Below are 18394 nucleotides of genomic sequence, written 5' to 3'. Positions count from 1 at the left end.
GCATGACCACTTCGAGAGCCCTTACGACCAATACTCGGCAGCGCGTGCGGCCAGCGGCCAAAATAGAAACGCACGCAGAGCCCTTCACCTTCGGCGTCACCCTGCAGCAGATCGACCAGTTCCATACGCTGCTGCGCACGATCACCGCGCAGAGCGACATGGTGGCGGTGTGCAGCGGCAAGCCGCTGGATGCCACCAGTCTGTCGGTTCTGGGCGAGAGCATCTTCAATGCCGCCCGCGCGGTACGCGGCGTGGTCGACGAGATCTACGAGCAGCGGCTCGGTAGCGACGGTGTTGATCCGGTGTCGCACGCAATGCAGCGCCAGGCGTAAGTCTTCCCCCCGCGACGCGCCTACGATCTGCGCCAACGCTGCCGCTGCGTGTCCATGCTAGCTTGCCGCTGCCGAGAGCAGGCTGGCCGAAGGAGCGGGGCATGCGGGTCGATCCGATGCGCGAAGGTGTCGAGGTAGCGGGTCGCAGGCCGTTTGCCCGTGTGGCGTGGGCGTTGTTGTGGCTTGCGCTGGCCGCGTTCGCGGCCGAGTTTGTCCGCCATGTGTACCTGAAGTACGCCGCGCTGGAGTCGCCGGCATACGCCATGTTCCTCACCCGGCGCGGCTGGCTGTGGCTGCACCTCGGTGGCGGCGCTGCCGGCATCGCCCTCGGCACGCTGCAGTTCGTCACGCAACGCTGGCGCCGCCAGGCATGGGTACACCGCTGGGTCGGGCGTGCCTATGTCGCCGGGATGCTGGCGGCAATGCTTGGCGCCGCCGGGTTGATCGCCACCTCGCCGGCGCCGATGGCGATCCGCGTGGCCTTCGCAGCGACGGAAGCGGCGTGGCTGGTGGTGGCGTCCGTGGGCCTGGTGGCCATCCGTCGCGGGCGGGTTGGCCGGCACCGACGCTGGATGGTGCGGGCGTATCTGGTGACCCTGGCGCCGGTGATATTTCGCATCGCGCTCTATGCGGCAGTGGGGGCCGGCATTGCGCCTTCGCCGGGCACGATCGCGGCGCTGCTATGGGCCAGTTGGGCGGTGCCATTGCTCATCCACAAGGTGGGGAGCGCCATCGCCAACACCGCGCGCCGGCACATGCGTCTGTCCGCAGCCGCGGCGGGTGCCGGCGTCGGAATCGACGCCGGCTGAAACGGCCCCGGTGCGAGGCGCAGGCGCGGTTTAGCGCACCTTGTACAACACCGCCGCACCCGGCTTGGGCTCGAACATCGGCACGGTCTGCCGCTTGAGCGCGGTGCCTTTGGCGTCCCACACCAGCGTCTCGGCGGGGTATTCCTCGTTGCGGGTCATGGTGTCGATCTGCTTGACGATCACCGCCTTGCCGGCGGGCACTTCCGGGTTCCAGGCGAACACGCCCAGGCGGCCGTAGAACACCGCCGGCGCGGCGGCATCCAGGCGGCGGTCGGGGCACATGACCAGGCCGCGTTCCAGCATCACCCGCAGCGCGCCCACGGGCACGGCCTTGACGGTGGGCGCGGTGCGGTCGGTGCTGTGGCCGGGGCAGACATTGGCCGAGCGGGTGAGCATGTCTTCGACCACCTGGCGGTCGGACTGGGCCAGCGCCGGCAGCGCGGCGGTGGACAGGGCAAGCACGGCGAGGGCGGATTTCCAGGGCATCTGACAACTCCTCATGAGATGACACTCCAATACGGCAGCCCTGCAGGCGGGCTGCTGCCAGTGACGCGCCCGGATGCTAGCAATCCCCGCGTTAAGCGCTGCCAATGGTTGGCGCGACTTACAGGCCGGCGCGCAAGCGGGAATCGGCCACCGAAGCCGCCGCCGGCCTGCCAACCCCGCACGGGCCGGCCGGCGCGTAATGCAACGGCCGCTGACGCCCATCGCCGCTGTCAGGAGACTCCTGATTGAGCGGCGGCGGCGACGCGGATAGCGTGCGCGCTATCACACCGTTGGACTGCTTTATGGAACGCGCCGACCTCATTGCATCACTGCTCACCGGCATGCGGCGTGCCGAAGACTTCCGCGCGCAGGGGGCGGCCTACAACACCGCGCACAGCCAGCAGATGGCGGTCGACCACGGCAAGGCGGCCGACGCCGAGCTGGTGCTGTCGCTGTTCGCCTTCACGCCGGAGCACCTCAAGCTGCTGGGCAGCGCCGGCATCGAGAACCTGGGCGAGATCGTCTGCCATGCCTGGGCCTTGAACGGCGGCAACAACGAGGCGCTGATCGGCTGGTTCCGCAAGCCCATGAACGCGCTGGACGGGCAGACGCCGGCCGCCCTGGTCCGCAGCGGCAGCCTGAAAGTGCTGCTGCTGGTGCTCAGGCAGCAGCTGGAGTGGGAATTGCCCAAGCGCTCGGCCTGAGCAGCGGGGCCGGTGATGCTGCGCCCTGGCGTGCCGGTGGCCGGCACGCCGATCGGCAGCGCCGGCCGTGCGCCGGCGCGCTTACTGTTTGGGCCGCGCCACGGCGTACATCTCCCAGGCAATCTTCTTCATCAAGGCGTTGCTGTCCTCGCCCTCCTTGTACAGGTCGAAGTGGGTGCGGCCTTCCAGGTAGCGGAAGTCGCTTTTTGCGCCCAGGCCGTCCAGCACCGCCTGGAACTTGCGCGCCGCCCCATCCAGGTAGAACGTGTCGGCGGTGCCGACGATCAGATGGATCTTGCCGTCCAGATCCGGCTTGAGCGTGGGCCACTGCGCGGCCACGCGCGCGGCGATGTCGTAGTGCGTGCGCCAGTAGGCCACCACGGCCGGGTCCACCTTGCCGGTGTCGCGGTCGAACATCGGCACCGGGCGGCCGTCGGGCCCGCGCGGCGAGAACACCCAATCGAACGAGGTCATCTGGCCACCATACGGGCCTAACACGCGTTCGAGCTTGGCGAAGGTTTCCAGGTCGGCCACCACCTTGCCCTGGTCGCGGATCAGCGGGAACTGGCTGCCGTCCGGGCGCCGGTAGACGTTGGCATTGGGCGCGTACAGATCCGGCCCGGTGAAGTCGTGGAAGTCGCTCGAATCGGGCGAGGTGGACCAGGTGCCGCCGAACAGCTTGGGGTAACGCGTCTGCAGCCACAGCGTGGCCCAGCCGCCGGACGAATGCCCGTTGAGGAACCGGCCCTTGGCGTTGCCGTCCATCTTGTAGTGCCGTTCGAGCGCGGGGATCAGCTCTTCGGTCAGCGCGGTGCCCCAGGGGCCGTTGTTGACCGAGTCGGCGAACTCGTGGGTGCCGGTGGGCGTGGACTGGTCCAGGAACACCCAGATCATCGGCGGCATCTGCTTGGCCGCCATTGCGCTCCAGGTGGCGGCGATGCTGCCGGCAAAGCGGTTGTAGTTGCCGCCGAAGCCGTGGGTGACATACACGGTGGGATAGCGGGTGGCGGACTTGGCGTCGTAGCCGGGCGGGGTGAGCACGCGGGCGCGCAGCGACACCGGCCGGCCCCAGAACGCGCTCAGCGACGGGCTGACCAGCGAGGCGTCCGCGCTATGCAGCCTGGCCTCCGGGACGGCGTCGCGGATCGCCTGCGGCGCCCGCGGCGACACCTGCCACGGGTCGTCCGACGCGGGCACCTGCTTGCTGAGTGTCAGCGTGGGCAACGGCTTGCCCTTGCCCTGCGTCACCGCGGTGACCTCGCTCAACAGGTCGCCGCCATCACGGCCGGCATAGCTGTAACTGTGGTCCGGATCCAGCACGGCCTGGAACAGGTACTCGCCGGCCGGCAGCGCGGAAAAGCCACTGGGGAAGGCGATGTTGTCCAGGTCGATCTCGACGCTGGCACCGGGGGCGAGCGCGGTTACCTCCTGCGCCGCCACCGCCACCGCGGTTGGGCGGAACGGGTTCACGCTCACTTCCTCCACCTTGCCGTCCTTGCCATCCTTGGCCGCGGCCTGGGCGTCCTTGGCCAGGGTGGCGAAGACCAGCAGGCGGCCGGACACGGGCTGGTCGCTCGCCCCGTCCAGCGTGACGCGCAGCAGGCGATGGGCCGCTGCCGGTGCGGCGGCGTGCGCGCAGCAGGCGCACAACAGGCCAACGGCCAGACCCAGGCGGGGGGCAAGACGATGCAGAGACATGCAGATCCTTGGGAACGCAGGTGGATGGAGTGGGCGCACACGGCCCTGTGCAGACTGTAGCCAGTTCCCGGCCGGCCGTGCGCCACCAACGCGAGGTCTGGTCACCGTATCCGATCTGCCCGCTCCAGCGCTCACATCATCAACCGGACGCGACACCGGCTCCGGCCGGCAGCGCGAGCCACGGCATGAAGCTGGGCCGGCCCCAAGTAACAAAACGAAAGCCAGCGCCAGTTTCATCCCGGTAAACGTCTAATCGATAGCTAATCTAATGTCGGCTTCAGACTTCGCTTATACCTGTTGACTGCCGGAATAATCTAAAGCCCGCTTTAGATTCGATCACCGCCATGCGCATCCCAATCGACCGAGCATCCGACATCGACGCCTATATCCGCCCAGTCCGCAATGCGGAAGGCTTGCGGCAGGCGGCCAGGCCGCTGTGCAACTAGGCCGGATGTCCGAGCTGTTGCGGCAATTGGGCATCCAGGTCCGGCCAGACCTGCCGGACCCGGTAGATGAGCGATCCAAGTGATCAGCGCCGATGCGCCACGCAGCCTGGAACTGTGGCTGGGAGAGCGCCGCGGCGGCGAGCTGCGGGAGCAAGGCGATACGACTGCATTCCCAATTTCTGTTCACCGCATTCCAAGCGCACCATGACTTGGTTGGTCCACTGCGCGTGATGCCTCCTGCGTAGACGCTTGCATGGTCTGTTGATTGGCAACTTCGAGCTTCTGCAGGTTCTCGGCCAAGGGCTGCTTGACGGCTTCGGCTTTATCTACGTGCGTGCGTAATACATCCATGTCATTTCCTGGATTCTTGTACGTCGCGAAAATATTGCCATTTGTGTGATTCGGAATAACGTCCTGGATCTCGGGCAGCGGCGGGCGATTGAGTTTGGCCTGGACCGCCAGGGCACCGGCAATGCGTTCCTTGTCTTGCTGATTGGTGTAGACGCCTGCATCCGGGCCGAGCTTATCGAGCCCCGCCAAGGCTTGCTTGAACAATGGGTCATCGCGTAGCCGCGCTTCCTGATGCGGATCGAGGGGTGCTCCGCCTGCGCTGAAGGTACGTCCTGAGTTACCTAATCCTGGCACCGAGGGCTGGATCGATTCGTCGAGCTGTCGTCCCGATGCAGGCGCCCAGTGGCCGAAAACGCCATCGTTCTTTGGTTCCGGAAGGCGTACATCCCGCAGAACGCTATCGGCCAGTGTGTTGGAGTTTTGCAACTGGGGATCGTAGGGATACTTGTCATCCTTGCTCTTGGCATTGGCGACCATGCGTGCCCAGGTTCCCGACAAGTCCGCACCGTGTGTGATCTCTTCGCGATATTGCTTTTGTCCAACCGCATTCGGATTGTCGCGATGATCGGGGTTGGCCCGGTTGTAGGGCAGATTAGTCTCAACGCGCATCCGGCCATACGGCAATCCAGGTTGCTCATCGCCGGTCCAGCCGCTGATGGTGTGCTGGTTGCCCTCTTTATCGGTGTAGAGAAGGAATTTGTGATGGTACTCCTTGCCCAGCGCAGACCCGATGTTGCGATATCCAACTTCAATCTTCTCGTCCATGATGGTCTCCGTTGGCTTACTGATTCTTGATGTGAACGGCGTCGACGTGTGTCACCTTGCCGTCGGCATCCAAAGAAAAAGTCATCACAATGGAACGTGCATCTGGATCAAGCATTGCCTGCCCCTTATTGTCCCTGACGACCACCTTGCCTGGGGTGTCTTCAACAATCTTTGACGTTGGAGATTTGCTGAACGTCTCCAGCACCACCAACTTTGTTGTTCCCAGAGGAACGTACTTGGAAACGATGCTACTAACGTCGACCTGTTCGAATCGAACGGGCTTTTTTGATGCATAAATCTCTTCAAGCATTGGGCTGGCTCCTGATTTCATGGTGTCTTCCTGTGTCGAAGCGGTACGTGCAGTATCTGCATTGGCGCAGGATGAAAGCGGGAGCACCGCAAGCCCGGTAAGTGCAAGCGTTGCGGCCCACCCGTTTAGCACGATGCGTGGCATGGCGATCTCCTGATACAACCAATCACTTGAATAGAATGTCCGCGCGGTCCTGAGCCTTCCCAGGCAGGCTGGTACATCAACACTCCTTCCGTGCAGACGATACCAGCGTACTACAAGCTTCCCATGGTTGATGAATAGCTGAGTTGGATCGTCAGGGCTGCCCAGGCGATCCATTTTGTGCCACATCCAAATGTATGCATTGAGATATTCCTGCAAGCCACGCCTCTTCAAGTAGGCGACCACACTTCTACTGGCGTTACTGGAAGTTGCAAGCCCCAAGCGCTTCAAATAGCCGCTTTGCCTCGACTGATGCTTGACGTGAGCCGTGGACAGCGCCGTATTCGCTTCCGAATTCCAAACTGCATCACGCAACGACGTTGTTGAGACGATTTGCCGGGTTTGCGAGGCCTTGGTCTTCAACGATGAACCCACCAGCGGCGTGGCCAGCTGGGTGGCGTAGGTGTGGTGCTCCCGCACACACGCATGTCGTCATCGTACGCAATCGATCATCTGCCGCTTGGCGTTATGCACAGGTGCCGTTGCGAATGTCCATTCAAGGCGCAAGCGGCAGCCGCGCGTACAGCCGCTGCCAAAACCTTGCATCACACACCAGGGAACGATCGAAATGAAACGTAAAACCAGCTATCGCGGTGCGCTTGCGGCCTGTGGCCTCTCACTCGTCGTGGCCGCGTTGTGCATGGACGCTGCCGTTGCCGCACCGGTCACCGGGACGGACACGGTCACGCTGAGCTATGTCTTTGCCACGCTGCAGACGGGCCAGCAGGATCAGAAGCCCGAAGACATTGCGGCCTGTCGCAAGCAGGTTTCCGCACCGGGTTCCAAGTACCTGGGCTCGGCGGTCACCACCAAGTACTCCATCGACGTGCAGTCCAAGATGATGTCTGCGTCCTCGTCGCTGCCATCGCCTGGGGGCACGCAGCCGATGACGGTGACGATACCGCTGGCACCGTTGGGCTTGTCCGGGGAGTATGCCTTCGGTGCGTTTCGGCCGAGCGCGCTGCCCAACACCTATGTGCTGTTCTCGGTCGGGCTGGACTTCAAGGGGCCGCAGTCGTCCGTGCTGATTCTCAACAGCGACAAGACCTACAACTGCCTGGTGACCAGCAATCCGGCGCCGTTCAAGGGAGCCCTGGGTACCAAGCTGGGCAAAGACCAGGGGCGCTGATGTCTGCAACCGCCGGGTAATCGACGAACGCGCCGAAGGCAGCTTCGGCTCGTTCGGCTCGGTGCTGCGGCCGTGCAGTGCAGCCCTCGCGCGGATCGCGCGATGCACGTCGTCGGGAATATTGCAGACGGTGAAAGAAGGCATGTCGCCCTCGCGCAGGAATCAGGTTGTTTGCACGTTAGGAAAGTGCAAGCACTCCAACAACGTCACACACCCTGTATCGAAGCAGTCATCCCCGCACCAGCAGTAAGTGAAATCCGGGGCCAACCTGGCCCTGCCACTCACCGATACGGCCCGGGCCCGCGCCATACCGGCTCGCCCTGCTTGTAGACCTCCATCATGTTGATGACCTCGCGGGCATCGCCGATGTCTTTGAGCTCCGGCGAGTCCGGCGGCAGCAGGCGGCATTTGCTGGAGCCGCGCTTGAGCGCGACTTCCAGCGGGCAGACCATGCGGTACTGGGTGCCGGGCAGGATGATGGCCACTTCCTTCATGCCCTGGTCGCGCCAGTTGCGCAGCTGGGTTTCGCTACGCACTTCGTAATAGACCTGGTAGCCGCCCACATCCATGCTGGGTTGGGCGTTGTTGCGGTCGCGGCGGCGGCCTTCGCTGATGGTGGGCGTGTTGGACATGCCGTCTTCGGCGGCATCGGCTTGTTCTTCGAGCATGCCCGGTGGGCGGCCGGTCCAGGTTTCGGGGCGGCGCTGCGGCGGCGACGAGGGCTCTGCCGGCGGTTGCGGCGGGGTGGGGCGCTGCACCGGTTGCGTCTGGCGCTGCTCGACCAGGCCGCCGCGGCGGGTGTTGCCTGCCGGCGGGATCGGGTTCTTGGCGGTCTTGACCAGGGTGGACTGCACCGGCGAGGCGGCCGGCGGCGGCTGCACGGGCGCTGGCGTTTGCGACGGCGGAGTCGGTGTCGGCGAGGGCGTGGGTTGCTCGGGCGTGGCGGTGTCGCCGACAAAATCCACCTTGGTGCGGCCGCCGCTGGCCGAGCCCTGCGGCGGGGTCATGGTGGGCGTGGAGGCCGACAGCAGGATCAGCAGCATCAGTACGTGCAGCAGGGCGCTGATCAGCGCGGCGATCCAGGGTTCGATGCGTTCGATCAGCGGCTCGGTGCGCGGCAGCCAGTCCTGCGTCTCCAGGCGAACGTGCAGCAGCTGCAGCGCGTCGTCGCGCACGCGGTAGACCAGCACATAGGGCGTTTGCTTGACCACCCATTCGCGGGTGCCGGCGACGCGGCCGGCGCGGCCGCGGCCAGGTTGCTCGGCCAGGGTGCGGGTGGCTTCCAGCACCTGCCGCGCCATCGCGGCGGCGGCGGTCGGGTTGAGCGCGTGGTAGTGATCCTGGGCGTGTGCGAGTTGCCTGGCGGCCGGGACAGTCCAGTCACGCCGCAACATCAACGCCCCATCTGGCGAACAGTGCGCTCACCTCTGCCGGCGCGGCAAAGGCGCCCTGATCCGCTGCGGCCATGCCGTCCAGCACGGCGGCCTCGAAGCTGGCGGCGTCCACGACGCGAACCACGTCGTCCCATCCTGCCGTCTCGGGCAGCGTGTCGATCAGCGTGCGGGCTTCTTGCTTGATGGCGGACATGGCACTGCGGTGGGGGAACTCTGCCGGCAAGTCTACCCGTGCGGCTCCGCTTCGCGTGTGGCAATGGCTGGCGCGCGGCTGGGGCGTTCACCGGCGGTGGCAGGCAGACCGGTCCTGCGCGAAGGTCGGTTGCCTGTCGCGATTGCCGCGCGCGGCGGTGGCCGCCCGGGCAACCCGCCTGTGCGCGCAGAAAGTGACACTTGGCACCTTGTTCGTTACGGGGGCCGGTTTCATTCTGCGTTGGTCACCTCACCCCGCAAAGGAATCGCCATGCCCGCTGCTGCCATCGCACCGCTGACGCCGTATCTGTCGATGGCGGCCATCGCCTTCCTCTACTACCGGCGCATCCGGCGCAGCTTCGGCCGCCAGCCGTGGAAGCCGGTGAGCACGGCGGTGCGTGCGGTGGTGCTGGTCATTGCGGCGGCAGCGCTGGCGTTTGCGGTGTATGGCTTGCCGCAGGTTCGGCCAGGGATCGCCGTGGGAACGCTGATCGGCATCGGGCTGGGCGCGCTGTCGCTGCGCTACACGCATGCCGAATGGGTGGAGGGGCGCGGCTGGTATACGCCCAATCCGTGGATCGGCGGCGGCCTGACGCTGGTGCTGCTCGGGCGCCTGGCCTGGCGCTGGGCCGATGGCGCCTTCAGCGCGGGCGCGGCGGCGGCCGGCTCGCAGGCCAGCCCGTTGACGCTGGGTATTGCCGCGGCGCTGGTGCTGTACTCGCTGGTGCACGTTGGCGGGCTGTGGTGGCGGCTGCGCCAGCTGCGGCTGCAGGCCGTGCAGCGCTGAGCGCGGGTGCGCTCACTGCCAGGTGGGGGAAGGCCGTTGCCTACACCTGCGAGCGGAACGGGACCACCAGCTTCTCGCCCAGCTTCTGCCGCAGCGGCCGCTTGCGCCAGCGCTCCAGCGTGTACAGCTCGGCCCGTTGCAGGTCGCGCTCGAACACCTCGGTCATCTGCGCGGCCAGGTCACGGTCGTAGACGTTCAGGCTGGCCTCGTCGTTGAGGCGGAACGAGCGGATGTCGAAGTTGGTCGAGCCCACCGAGACCAGCAGGCCGTCGATGATCAGCAGCTTGGTGTGCAGCATGGTGGGTAGGAATTCGTGGATGGCGATACCGGCTTGCAGCAGCGGTTCCCAGCTGGCCTTGGAGGCCAGCCGCACCGAGACCGCATCGATATGCTTGCCCGGCAGCAGCACGCGGATGCGCACGCCGCGCGCACGCGCTTCCAGCAGCGAGCGGGTGATCAGCGCATCCGGCACGAAGTAGGCGGCGGCCAGGTCGATGGAGCTGCGCGCCGCGGCAATGGCGATCAGGTACATCAGGTGCATGCTCTCGCTGCCGCCGGCCGGCGAAGCCACGAACAGCTGCGCGTCGCTGTCGCCGGCCGGTGCCAGCTCGGGGTAGTACTCGGCGCCGTTGAGCACGCGGCCGGTTGTCTTGATCCAGTTGTCGTTGAAGGCGGCCTGCACCTGCGCCACCACCGGGCCTTCGATGCGGTAATGCGAGTCGCGCCAGTGCTCCGGGTCCTGCGCATCGCCCATCCACTGGTCGGCCACGCCAACGCCGCCGGTGAAGCCGATGCGGCCATCGATCACCAGCAGCTTGCGATGGGTGCGGTTATTGACGCGGTGCAGGTTGTACCAGGTCAGCGGGCGGTAGCGATGCACCTCCACCCCGGCGTCGGTCATGTCCTGCACCAGCGAGGCATCCATCTTCAGGCTGCCGCCCCAGTCGATGGTGACGCGCACCTTGACCCCGGCACGCGCGCGCTCGGACAGCGCCTGGCTGAACTCGCGGCCGATCTCGCCCGACCAGTAGATATAGGTTTCGAAGGTGATGGTGCGTTGCGCGCTGCGGATGGCGGCCAGCATCGCCGGGAAGATCTCGCTGCCGTTGTGCAGCACCTGGATCTTGTTGCCCGGCAGGATCGCCGGACCCAGCAACACCGACATCTCGCGTTTGAACTGCGGGTCGGCGACGTCGTAGCAATGGCTGGGGATGTGCTCGAGCTTTTTCTCGGGCGTGGCGAAGTTGAGCAGCAGCAGCCCCACCACCAGCGTGGTGACGACCGTGGCCACGATGATCCATGTCATGCATCCAACTCCGGTTCCCCTGCCATCGACAGCCCCAAGCGGCCGGCATTCTGGCAAGCCGGGCGGCATGGAGGCCGTGAAGGGGGATGCGTCCGGCGTCTGCGCGTATCCGTGCCGGCCCAGGTGCTGGCCGGCACCGCGCACCGAAGGCGGTGGCAGGCCTGCGGCGTGCCTCAGCTCAGCGCGGGCGGGTCAGGAACGCTGCCGGAACCTGCGCGGTGAGCCAGACGCCGTTGTCGGCCTGGAAGAACGGCAGGCCGTCGCGATGCATGCGCCCGGCGTCGACCTGCAACACCACCGGCTCGCCGTAGCGCTGCCCCACCGATGCGGCGGTCTGCGTGTTGTCGGACAGATGCACATGGTGACGCTGGCCGGGGCGCAAACCCTCGGCCATGATCGCTTCGAGAAAGCGCGTGGCGGTGCCGTGATACAGCACCTCGGGCGGCACCCTGGCTTCGAGCTGCAAGGCCACGGTTGGCGTGGAATGCCCTTGCACCGCGCGGATTCGTCGCCCATCGGCAGACAGCGCAAAGCGTTTCTTGTCGCTGCCGGCGACCACCGCCTGGATCAGCTCCAGATCGAGCGCGGTGCCGTGGGCCAGGGCGCCGGCAATCAACGCGTCCAGCTCGGCCCAGCCCTCCGAGTCGAGCGTGAGTCCGATTGCCTGCGGTTCGTGGCGCAGCACGAAACTGAGGAACTTGCTGATGTCGTTATGGTGCTTGCTCATGCGGCGGCGCCCGAAGCGTCCTTGCGGCCAGTGATGCCGGCAATTTTGACGCATCCAGGTGGCCAACGCGCGTGCGAGCCGTGGTGCCCTGCGGTGTCGGGACTGGTGCTGTATGACCCGGGGCATCGATAGATTCCCCCCGGGGCTGCGTGCATTCATCGAGACGCTCAGGCAGGTGCTGCCGTAGCGAGTGCCGGGCGTCACTGGCAGAAACCAGCAGTTGCGCTGTTGCCCGCAGCCGCAAGCACCACACCGACGACCGTCGGAAGCGGGCTGAAGCGCGCGCCGCTGCCGGCCGTTGCCAGGCCTGTATATGCGCCGAAATGCTTACATGCGTCACACAAGCACGCACCTATACTTCCGGGGTGTCCCACCCACAAGGTTCTGACTGCATGAGCGCACCCCCAACGTCTCCGATCGCCGCCGGTTCTGGCGCAGCCCCCGGTAGCCTTCGCCGTTCGGTGTCCAACACGCTCAAGGGATCGGCCGGCAATCTGGTCGAGTGGTACGACGTCTACGTCTACTCGGTGTTTGCCACCTATTTCGAATCGCAGTTCTTTTCCAAGGAAGACAAGAACGCCACGATGTTCGTGTGGGCGATCTTCGCGATGACCTTCCTGATGCGCCCGATCGGTGCGTGGTACTTCGGTCGCTTTGCCGACCGTTACGGCCGGCGCCTGGCGTTGACGATCTCGGTGTCGATGATGGCGCTGTGCTCGTTCGTCATCGCGATCACCCCGACGGTGTCCACGATCGGCATCGCCGCGCCGATCATCCTGCTACTGGCGCGCCTGCTGCAGGGCTTTGCCACCGGTGGCGAGTACGGCACCAGCGCGACCTACATGTCCGAGGCAGCGATTCCGGGCCGGCGTGGGTTCCTGTCCTCGTTCCATTACGTCACGCTGGTTGGCGGCCACGTGCTGGCGCAGACCACGTTGCTGGTGATGCTGCATTTCTTCGATGCGCCGCAGGTGTCCGAGTGGGGCTGGCGCGTGGCGTTCGGCCTGGGCGGCATCGGTGCGTTGGTGGTGTTCTGGCTGCGCCAGACCATGGACGAGTCGCTGAGCTCCGAATCCATCGCCGATTCGCGCACCGGCAAGGCCAAGGCGTCGGGCTCGATGCGCGAGTTGTTCGTCAACCAGTGGCGCCCGCTGCTGCTGTGCTTCCTGATCACTGCCGGCGGCACGATCGCGTTCTACACCTACTCGGTGACCGGGCCGAAGATGATCCAGACCGCGTTCGCCGGTGGCGACGTGATGGCCGGCACCATCATCAACCTGGTCGCGCTGACGGTGCTGATGCTGATGCAGCCCATTGGCGGTTGGCTGTCGGACATCGTCGGGCGCAAGAGCCTGCTGGTGTTCTTCGGCATCGGCGGCGTGCTCTACACCTGGTTCCTGGTGATGGAGCTGCCCAAGCAGACCGACTGGTTGACCGCGTTCGCCATCCTCACCGTGGGCTTTGTGATCCTGACCGGCTACACCTCGATCAATGCGGTGGTGAAGGCGGAATTGTTCCCGACCCACGTGCGTGCGCTGGGCGTGGGCCTGGGCTATGCGTTGGCGAACTCTGCGTTCGGTGGCACTGCGCCGTTGTTGTACCAGGCCGCGTTGAAGACCGGCCACGTCAGCGAGTTCGTGATCTACGCAACCGCGGTGATCGCAGTATCGTTGGTGGTGTACATGTTCTTCCTGACCAACAAGGGCAGCAACTGGCTGGATGACGAAGCGGCGATGCATCAGCGCAAGCGCTGATGTGTTGATGCAACCGGAAGCTTGATAGCTAGCTTCCTTCTCCCGTCGGGAGAAGGTGCCCGAAGGGCGGATGAGGGTACGTGCGAAGCCTCGTGTCATTTACCGCCAGTGGCTTCGCCCCGTACCCTCACCCCACCCCCCGCGCCTCGGCCCGCGCTTGCGGCGCGGGCGCTCGAAGGAACGCGCGCCAGTGGCGCGCAAGCAGTCCCTTATCGCCCCGAGGGGAGAGGGGCTAAAGCAGGCGGCTTTTGTGTGATGTCTTTGGGCCGCTGTACCGTCTTTGCAAACACGCTGTAACGCAGCCCAATCAAACCCAGCAGCGCTTCATCGCGATGCGTCCCTGCCGGTACCTTGCCCACGCGCGTCAGCGACGCATCCAGGCGATCGCGTAGCGCATCGGACCCAGGCAATGGCCGCTTGTGTGCAACCTGCTGCCGGTAGTGCGCCGCAACCTCGGCCAGGATCGCGTCAACCGCCTCTCTGCTCGGCTGCGGCAGGCCATGCCGCGCGCTGCGCAGTTGCAGGATGTTCAAGCCCACGCGGACTTCGTTGAGCATATCCACCGAGGCCAGCTCGCTGCCTTCCGGGGTCAATGCCAGCCGGGGCGCGAGCAGGCCAAGCAGGTCCAGCATGCGGGCGGCAAAGTGCTGCCGGTCCTGCGCGCCGCGGCCCTCGGCGGCATCGGCCAGCGTGCGCCAGCCCTGGCGCACCAGCCGGCGCGCGCTCCATTCGGCGCCCACCGAGCGGAACAAGCGCGTCAGCACCACGGCAAATCCAATCCCCAGCACCATCGCCACCGCCGCGTTGACGAAGCTCTGGATATTGGCGTTGTAGGTGTTCTGCAGGCTCAGCAGCGCGGTGAGGTTCACCACCAGCGGCAGCGCGATCAGCATGGTCTTGGGGCGATGCAGCAACGCGCCGATCGGCAGGAATACCGCCGCCAGCACCAACACCAGCATCGGGAAATCGTGGATGGCCGGGAAGATGCCGAACAGATAGATGCCGGCGACCACGCTGGCCACCACCGCCCAGGTCAGGAACGACAGCATGCTCGGCGCCGGGTCGTCCTGCGCGGCGAAGAATGCGGCAGTCACCGCCGCCATCATCGCGCCGTTGCCACCGCCTTCCCAGCCGATGCCGATCCACAGCACGCAGTACGCCATCAACGCAAAGCCCGCGCTGAGGGCGGAAAACGCGGCCATGCCGAAATCGATATGGCGGGGGGTGCTGGCAGCTGCCGGCGCGTCGGTTGTGTCGCGCGGTGACCAGGTCAGCCGCTGCAGCAACGAAGATTGCGTGCGCGAACGCACAGCAGGTTCGCTTTGTGCAGTGGTAGCCCGTTCGGATGATTCCGCCGTTGCAGGTGGTTTCGCCGCAGCCGGCATCGCGCGCAGCACCGGCATCGCCGTGCCGTGCACCACCGCCTGCTGCAGCGCGCGGCAGTCCTGCCACAGGTCGAGCAGCTCTTCCAGCCGCAGCAGCAGGCTGGCCAGCAGCAGATGCTCGATGTCCTGATCCACCACCGGGCGCAGTGCGGCGATGCGTGCGCGCAAGGCGCCGACGTCTGCATCGCTGGGTGCGTCCTCGCCCTGGTCCACCCAGGCTGCGACGTCCTCCAGCAGCGCGGCGGTGGCGAGCGGCAACGCAGACCCATCGCGCTGTAACGCATCCAGCCGATCGGCCATCGACGACAGCACCGGCAGCAGCATCAGCATGCGTGCGCGCAGCTGCTCCAGCGTGGGGACGGCACCGGCATGGCGTGGGTCGTCGTGGCGCACGAAAGCGATCAAGGCCTCGAACTGCACCAGATCGGCGGCCAGCCGATTGCGCGGTGCCTGCGACGGGCCGCGCTGCAGCACCTGCCGGCACCATTGCGCGGCGTCCTGCATCCAGTTGCCGATGCGCGCGGTGAGCATCGGCTTGACCGAGGCGGGGAAGACCAGCGCGGCGAACAGCACCGCCATCACCGTGCCCAGGATGATCTCCTCGCTGCGCGCCACCACGGTGTCGAAGATGTCCTCCGGCGCGGTCACCGCCGGGAAGCCGATGAAGGCGGTGGTGTAGCCGGCCAGCAAAAACGCATAACCGCGCGGGCCGCGATTGAGCAGCGCCAGGAACAGGCAGGCCGACAGCCACAACGCCATCGCCGCGCTGAGCAGCAGCGGCGTTTCCACCAGGTTGGGCAGCATCACCAGAGTGGCCGCGCCGGCCAGCAAGGTGCCGAGCACGCGGTACACGCCCTTGGCGCGGGTAGGGCCGAGCAGCGGCTGGGAGACGATGTAGACCGTGGCCATCGCCCAGTACGGCCGCGACAGGTTGCCGGCCAGCCCCACATACAACGCCGCGATCGAGGCGGCGAAGGTCTTGGCCGAAAACAGCCAGGCCTGGCGATCGCGCAGCAGCGCACTCATCGCGCGGCAGTCGGGTCGGTGCGGCCGGCGGTCGCTTCCCAGCCGCCGCCCAGCGCCAGGAACAGCTGCAGTTGATCCTGCGAGACCTGCGCCTGCGCATTGGCCAGCGTCATGTCGGCGGTGGCCAGCGTGCGCTCGGCATCCAGGCTGGACAGATACGGCGTGCGCCCGCCCTGGTACAAACGCCGGTTCTGCGCCGACGCCAGGTCGGCCTGTTGCTGCGCCTGTTCCAGCAGATGCAGGCGGTCCAGATCCTGCGCGTAACGCGACAAGGCGGTCTGCACCTCGCGCAGCGCCTGCAGCACGGTGTTGTCGAACTGCGCCAGCGCCGCGTCCGCGCCGGCCTCGGTGGCGCGCACGCGCGCACGCGCACCGCCGGATGGCAGCGTCCACGAGATCAGCGGGCCGAACGACCAGGCATGCGTGGCCGGCTCGCCGAAGTCGGCCAGCAGGCCGGTGGCACCAATCGAGCCGCCCAGACGGATATCCGGATACAGCTCGGCGGTGGCCACGCCAATGCGCGCGGTGGCTGCCGCCAGCCGGCGTTCGGCCTGGCGCACATCCGGGCGACGCGCCAGCAGCGCGCGGCCGTCGCCGATCGGAATCGGGCGCTGCAGGGCCGGCGCGTGCGCACAGCTATCCACGCCGGCCGGCACCTCGCCGGGGGTCTTGCCGAGCAGCGCGGCCAGTTGGTAACCGGCGGCCTGGCGGCGCGCGCGTAGCGGCGGCAGCGCCGCTTCCAGCATCGCCACCTGCGCGGTGGCGCGGGCCAGATCGGGCGGGGTGCCGCGGCCGGCAGCGATCAGGCGCTGGGTGATGTCGCGGCTGCGCTGCTGCAACTGCAGCGAATGCTCGGCCACGTGCAGCTCGTGGTTGGCGTGGCAGATCTCCACGTAGCTGCCGGCCACCTGCGCGGCCACGTTGACCCGCGCCAGGTCGATCGCGGCCTGGGCGACCTGCGTATCGGCCTGCGCGGCCTCGGCGCCGCGTTGCAGCTTGCCGAACAGATCGAACTGATACGACACCCCGAACTTGCCGTCGGCCAGGTTGAACACCGGCAGCTTTTCCTGCTGCAGGAAGGCCTCGGCCGAGACCTGCGCGCGGCTGACGCCGGCCTCCACCTCGTAATCGAAACCGCCCGCGTCCAGCGCCTGTTCGTACACCGCCGCGGCGCGGCGCAGGTTGGCACCGGCCACCTTCAGCTCGACGTTGTCGCGCAAGGCCTGTTCGATCAGGCCATCCAGCATCGGGTCCTGGTACAGCGCCCACCAGCGTGCCGGCAGCGGCGCGCCGGCCTGCACCTGGTCGTTGCCGGTATCGCCAAACGCGGCATTGGCGGCCGGGCGCTGGTAGGCCGACTCCGCCGGCACCGCGTAGTTCGGGCCGACCGTGGTGCAGGCGCTCAATGCGGCCAGCAGTGTGGCCAGTCCCAGGGGACGTAACACGGTGCGGTTCATGGCGCGGCCTTGGCCGGCACGCGGGCAGGCGCGCTGGCGGCGTCGCGCACGGCGTCCGGCAGGATGGTCACGGTGGCGGTGCGCCCGGCGATCAGCTGCACATGCGCCGGCACCCGATCCAGCACGATGCGCACCGGGATGCGCTGCGCCAGCCGCACCCAGTCGAACGCCGGCGTGACGTTGGGCAAGGCGCCGGCACTGCCGCTGCGGTAACGGTCCTCGATACCGGCGGCGATGCTCTGCACATGCCCGTGCAAGGTGGCCGGCTCGCCCATCAGGTGCACGTCCACGCGCTGGCCGGCATGCACGCCCTGCAGGCGGGTCTCTTCGAAATAGCCGTCGACGCGGAACGAGCCGGTATCCAGCACCGCCACCACGGGGCGCCCGGCGCTGACGTAATCGCCCACGCGCACGGTGCGGTCGCTGACATGGCCGTCGGCCGGGCTGCGCACCTGCGTGCGGTCCAGGTTGAGCTGGGCCAGGTCCACCGCCGATTGCGCGGTGGCCACCGCCGCCTGCGCTTTCTGCACATTGGAGCGGCGTACCTCGGCATCTTCGGCAGCCACCAGGTCCTGCAGGCTGCGGTCGCGCGCGATCTCGCGGCGCAACTGGCTCAAGGTGGCCTGGCGCTCGGCCAGCGCGGCGCGCGCCTGTTCCAGCGCGATCGCATAGCGTGCGCGGTCCACCACGAACAGCAACTGCCCGCGCCGCACCGCCTGGTTGTCGGCCACCGCCACTTCCTCCACCAGCCCGGACACATCCGGCGCCACCTGCACCACATCGGCGCCCACGTGCGCATCGCGCGTCCACGGCGCTTCCATGTAATAACGCCACAGGTGCTGCAGCACCACGGCCGCCACCACCACCATTGCCAGGGTCAACAGCGCCGGCCCCGCGTTCTTGATCAGCTTTTTCACGATTGCATCCAACGGGTAAGGGAAAACAGGCCGCCCAGCAGCGCGATGTACAGCGCCAGGTTGAACAGCGCCGGGTGCCAGATATGCCGGTACGCACCGGCCCGGGTCAGCAGCGCGCCGATGGCGCTGTTGAGCAGGTAGGCCAGCGTCATCAACGCCAGCAAGGTGGGAACGAACACACCGTAGAGACTGAATTCGCCGTACATCGGGCACATCCT

General features: G+C 66.7%; 17 protein-coding genes and 2 pseudogenes. 6 read left to right on the top strand and 13 right to left on the bottom strand.

Going from position 1 to position 18394, the window contains the following annotated elements; all coding sequences use genetic code 11:
- Positions 1–2: 2 nt before the first annotated feature.
- Both XarjCFBP7645_RS05980 and XarjCFBP7645_RS05975 read left to right on the top strand, forming a co-directional pair.
- The gene (locus tag XarjCFBP7645_RS05980; RefSeq protein WP_181126188.1) at positions 3–332 is read left to right on the top strand and encodes a hypothetical protein; all 330 of its coding nucleotides are present in this window, start codon (positions 3–5) and stop codon (positions 330–332) included.
- A 116-nt stretch (positions 333–448) separates the two neighbouring features.
- Positions 449–1175: pseudogene (locus tag XarjCFBP7645_RS05975) on the top strand (DUF2306 domain-containing protein).
- On the opposite strand, the gene XarjCFBP7645_RS05970 reads toward XarjCFBP7645_RS05975, so the two are convergent.
- Positions 1172–1627 carry a hypothetical protein gene (locus XarjCFBP7645_RS05970; RefSeq protein WP_181126187.1) on the bottom strand — a complete coding sequence of 152 codons (456 nt, stop codon included), beginning with the start codon at positions 1625–1627 and terminating at the stop codon, positions 1172–1174. The pseudogene XarjCFBP7645_RS05975 and the gene XarjCFBP7645_RS05970 sit on opposite strands and share 4 nt — an antisense overlap.
- A gap of 302 nt (positions 1628–1929) precedes the next feature.
- Between XarjCFBP7645_RS05970 and XarjCFBP7645_RS05965 the strand changes: the two genes are divergently transcribed.
- On the top strand, positions 1930–2331 hold the full coding sequence (locus XarjCFBP7645_RS05965) for an antitoxin Xre/MbcA/ParS toxin-binding domain-containing protein (RefSeq protein WP_181126186.1): 402 nt from the start codon (positions 1930–1932) through the stop codon (positions 2329–2331).
- An 81-nt stretch (positions 2332–2412) separates the two neighbouring features.
- Here XarjCFBP7645_RS05965 and XarjCFBP7645_RS05960 read toward each other — a convergent pair whose 3' ends face one another.
- The 3 genes from XarjCFBP7645_RS05960 to XarjCFBP7645_RS21875 form a co-directional block, all read right to left on the bottom strand.
- A complete protein-coding gene (locus tag XarjCFBP7645_RS05960) occupies positions 2413–4029 on the bottom strand; it encodes an alpha/beta hydrolase (protein WP_104536552.1) in 1617 nt (538 codons plus the stop codon).
- Between the two features lie 629 nt (positions 4030–4658).
- Positions 4659–5591, bottom strand: a complete 933-nt coding sequence (locus XarjCFBP7645_RS22085) for an XVIPCD domain-containing protein (RefSeq protein ID WP_308686071.1) — start codon at positions 5589–5591, stop codon at positions 4659–4661.
- Between the two features lie 16 nt (positions 5592–5607).
- Complete coding sequence (locus XarjCFBP7645_RS21875) at positions 5608–6465, bottom strand: DUF6393 family protein (RefSeq protein WP_258079503.1); 858 nt, start codon at positions 6463–6465, stop codon at positions 5608–5610.
- A gap of 205 nt (positions 6466–6670) precedes the next feature.
- On the opposite strand from XarjCFBP7645_RS21875, the gene XarjCFBP7645_RS05945 reads away from it, so the two are divergent.
- A complete protein-coding gene (locus XarjCFBP7645_RS05945; RefSeq protein WP_104536550.1) occupies positions 6671–7231 on the top strand; it encodes a hypothetical protein in 561 nt (186 codons plus the stop codon).
- Positions 7232–7327: 96 nt separating this feature from the next.
- On the opposite strand, the pseudogene XarjCFBP7645_RS22170 reads toward XarjCFBP7645_RS05945, so the two are convergent.
- From XarjCFBP7645_RS22170 to XarjCFBP7645_RS05930, 3 genes and pseudogenes are all read right to left on the bottom strand, one after another.
- A pseudogene (locus tag XarjCFBP7645_RS22170) lies at positions 7328–7375 on the bottom strand (FitA-like ribbon-helix-helix domain-containing protein); the annotation flags it as partial.
- A gap of 137 nt (positions 7376–7512) precedes the next feature.
- A complete protein-coding gene (locus XarjCFBP7645_RS05935; RefSeq protein ID WP_102582217.1) occupies positions 7513–8625 on the bottom strand; it encodes a type II toxin-antitoxin system RelE/ParE family toxin in 1113 nt (370 codons plus the stop codon).
- Positions 8612–8818 carry a hypothetical protein gene (locus XarjCFBP7645_RS05930; RefSeq protein WP_039518245.1) on the bottom strand — a complete coding sequence of 69 codons (207 nt, stop codon included), beginning with the start codon at positions 8816–8818 and terminating at the stop codon, positions 8612–8614. The genes XarjCFBP7645_RS05935 and XarjCFBP7645_RS05930 overlap by 14 nt, the downstream gene beginning before the upstream one ends.
- 270 nt (positions 8819–9088) lie before the next feature.
- Between XarjCFBP7645_RS05930 and XarjCFBP7645_RS05925 the strand changes: the two genes are divergently transcribed.
- A complete protein-coding gene (locus XarjCFBP7645_RS05925) occupies positions 9089–9604 on the top strand; it encodes a hypothetical protein (protein WP_104536549.1) in 516 nt (171 codons plus the stop codon).
- A 40-nt stretch (positions 9605–9644) separates the two neighbouring features.
- On the opposite strand, the gene XarjCFBP7645_RS05920 is transcribed toward XarjCFBP7645_RS05925, so the two are convergent.
- Together XarjCFBP7645_RS05920 and XarjCFBP7645_RS05915 are read right to left on the bottom strand one after the other, a co-directional pair.
- The gene (locus XarjCFBP7645_RS05920) at positions 9645–10910 is read right to left on the bottom strand and encodes a phospholipase D-like domain-containing protein (RefSeq protein WP_016902165.1); all 1266 of its coding nucleotides are present in this window, start codon (positions 10908–10910) and stop codon (positions 9645–9647) included.
- Positions 10911–11088: 178 nt separating this feature from the next.
- The gene (locus XarjCFBP7645_RS05915) at positions 11089–11637 is read right to left on the bottom strand and encodes an RNA 2'-phosphotransferase (RefSeq protein ID WP_104536548.1); all 549 of its coding nucleotides are present in this window, start codon (positions 11635–11637) and stop codon (positions 11089–11091) included.
- A 392-nt stretch (positions 11638–12029) separates the two neighbouring features.
- Between XarjCFBP7645_RS05915 and XarjCFBP7645_RS05905 the strand changes: the two genes are divergently transcribed.
- The gene (locus XarjCFBP7645_RS05905; RefSeq protein ID WP_104536546.1) at positions 12030–13391 is read left to right on the top strand and encodes an MFS transporter; all 1362 of its coding nucleotides are present in this window, start codon (positions 12030–12032) and stop codon (positions 13389–13391) included.
- A 209-nt stretch (positions 13392–13600) separates the two neighbouring features.
- Here the strand turns inward: XarjCFBP7645_RS05905 and XarjCFBP7645_RS05895 are convergent, their stop codons facing one another.
- Genes XarjCFBP7645_RS05895 through XarjCFBP7645_RS05880 form a run of 4 tightly spaced genes read right to left on the bottom strand, consistent with a single transcriptional unit; the run spans position 13601 to position 18391 of the window.
- Positions 13601–15802, bottom strand: coding sequence for an FUSC family protein (locus XarjCFBP7645_RS05895; protein ID WP_104536544.1), 2202 nt, complete (start codon positions 15800–15802; stop codon positions 13601–13603).
- Entirely contained in the window at positions 15799–17259 is a 1461-nt protein-coding gene (locus XarjCFBP7645_RS05890) for an efflux transporter outer membrane subunit (protein WP_104536543.1), read from the bottom strand. Before XarjCFBP7645_RS05890 ends, XarjCFBP7645_RS05895 begins: the two co-directional genes overlap by 4 nt.
- Complete coding sequence (locus XarjCFBP7645_RS05885) at positions 17256–18176, bottom strand: efflux RND transporter periplasmic adaptor subunit (protein WP_180970689.1); 921 nt, start codon at positions 18174–18176, stop codon at positions 17256–17258. Before XarjCFBP7645_RS05885 ends, XarjCFBP7645_RS05890 begins: the two co-directional genes overlap by 4 nt.
- On the bottom strand, positions 18173–18391 hold the full coding sequence (locus XarjCFBP7645_RS05880; protein WP_024939640.1) for a DUF1656 domain-containing protein: 219 nt from the start codon (positions 18389–18391) through the stop codon (positions 18173–18175). The genes XarjCFBP7645_RS05885 and XarjCFBP7645_RS05880 overlap by 4 nt, the downstream gene beginning before the upstream one ends.
- Between the last annotated feature and the right edge of the window lie 3 nt (positions 18392–18394).

This window comes from Xanthomonas arboricola, assembly GCF_002940665.1.
GTDB lineage: Bacteria > Pseudomonadota > Gammaproteobacteria > Xanthomonadales > Xanthomonadaceae > Xanthomonas > Xanthomonas arboricola_B.
Note: the sequence above shows the minus strand (reverse complement) of the source record. Positions and strands in the feature narration are given on the sequence as shown.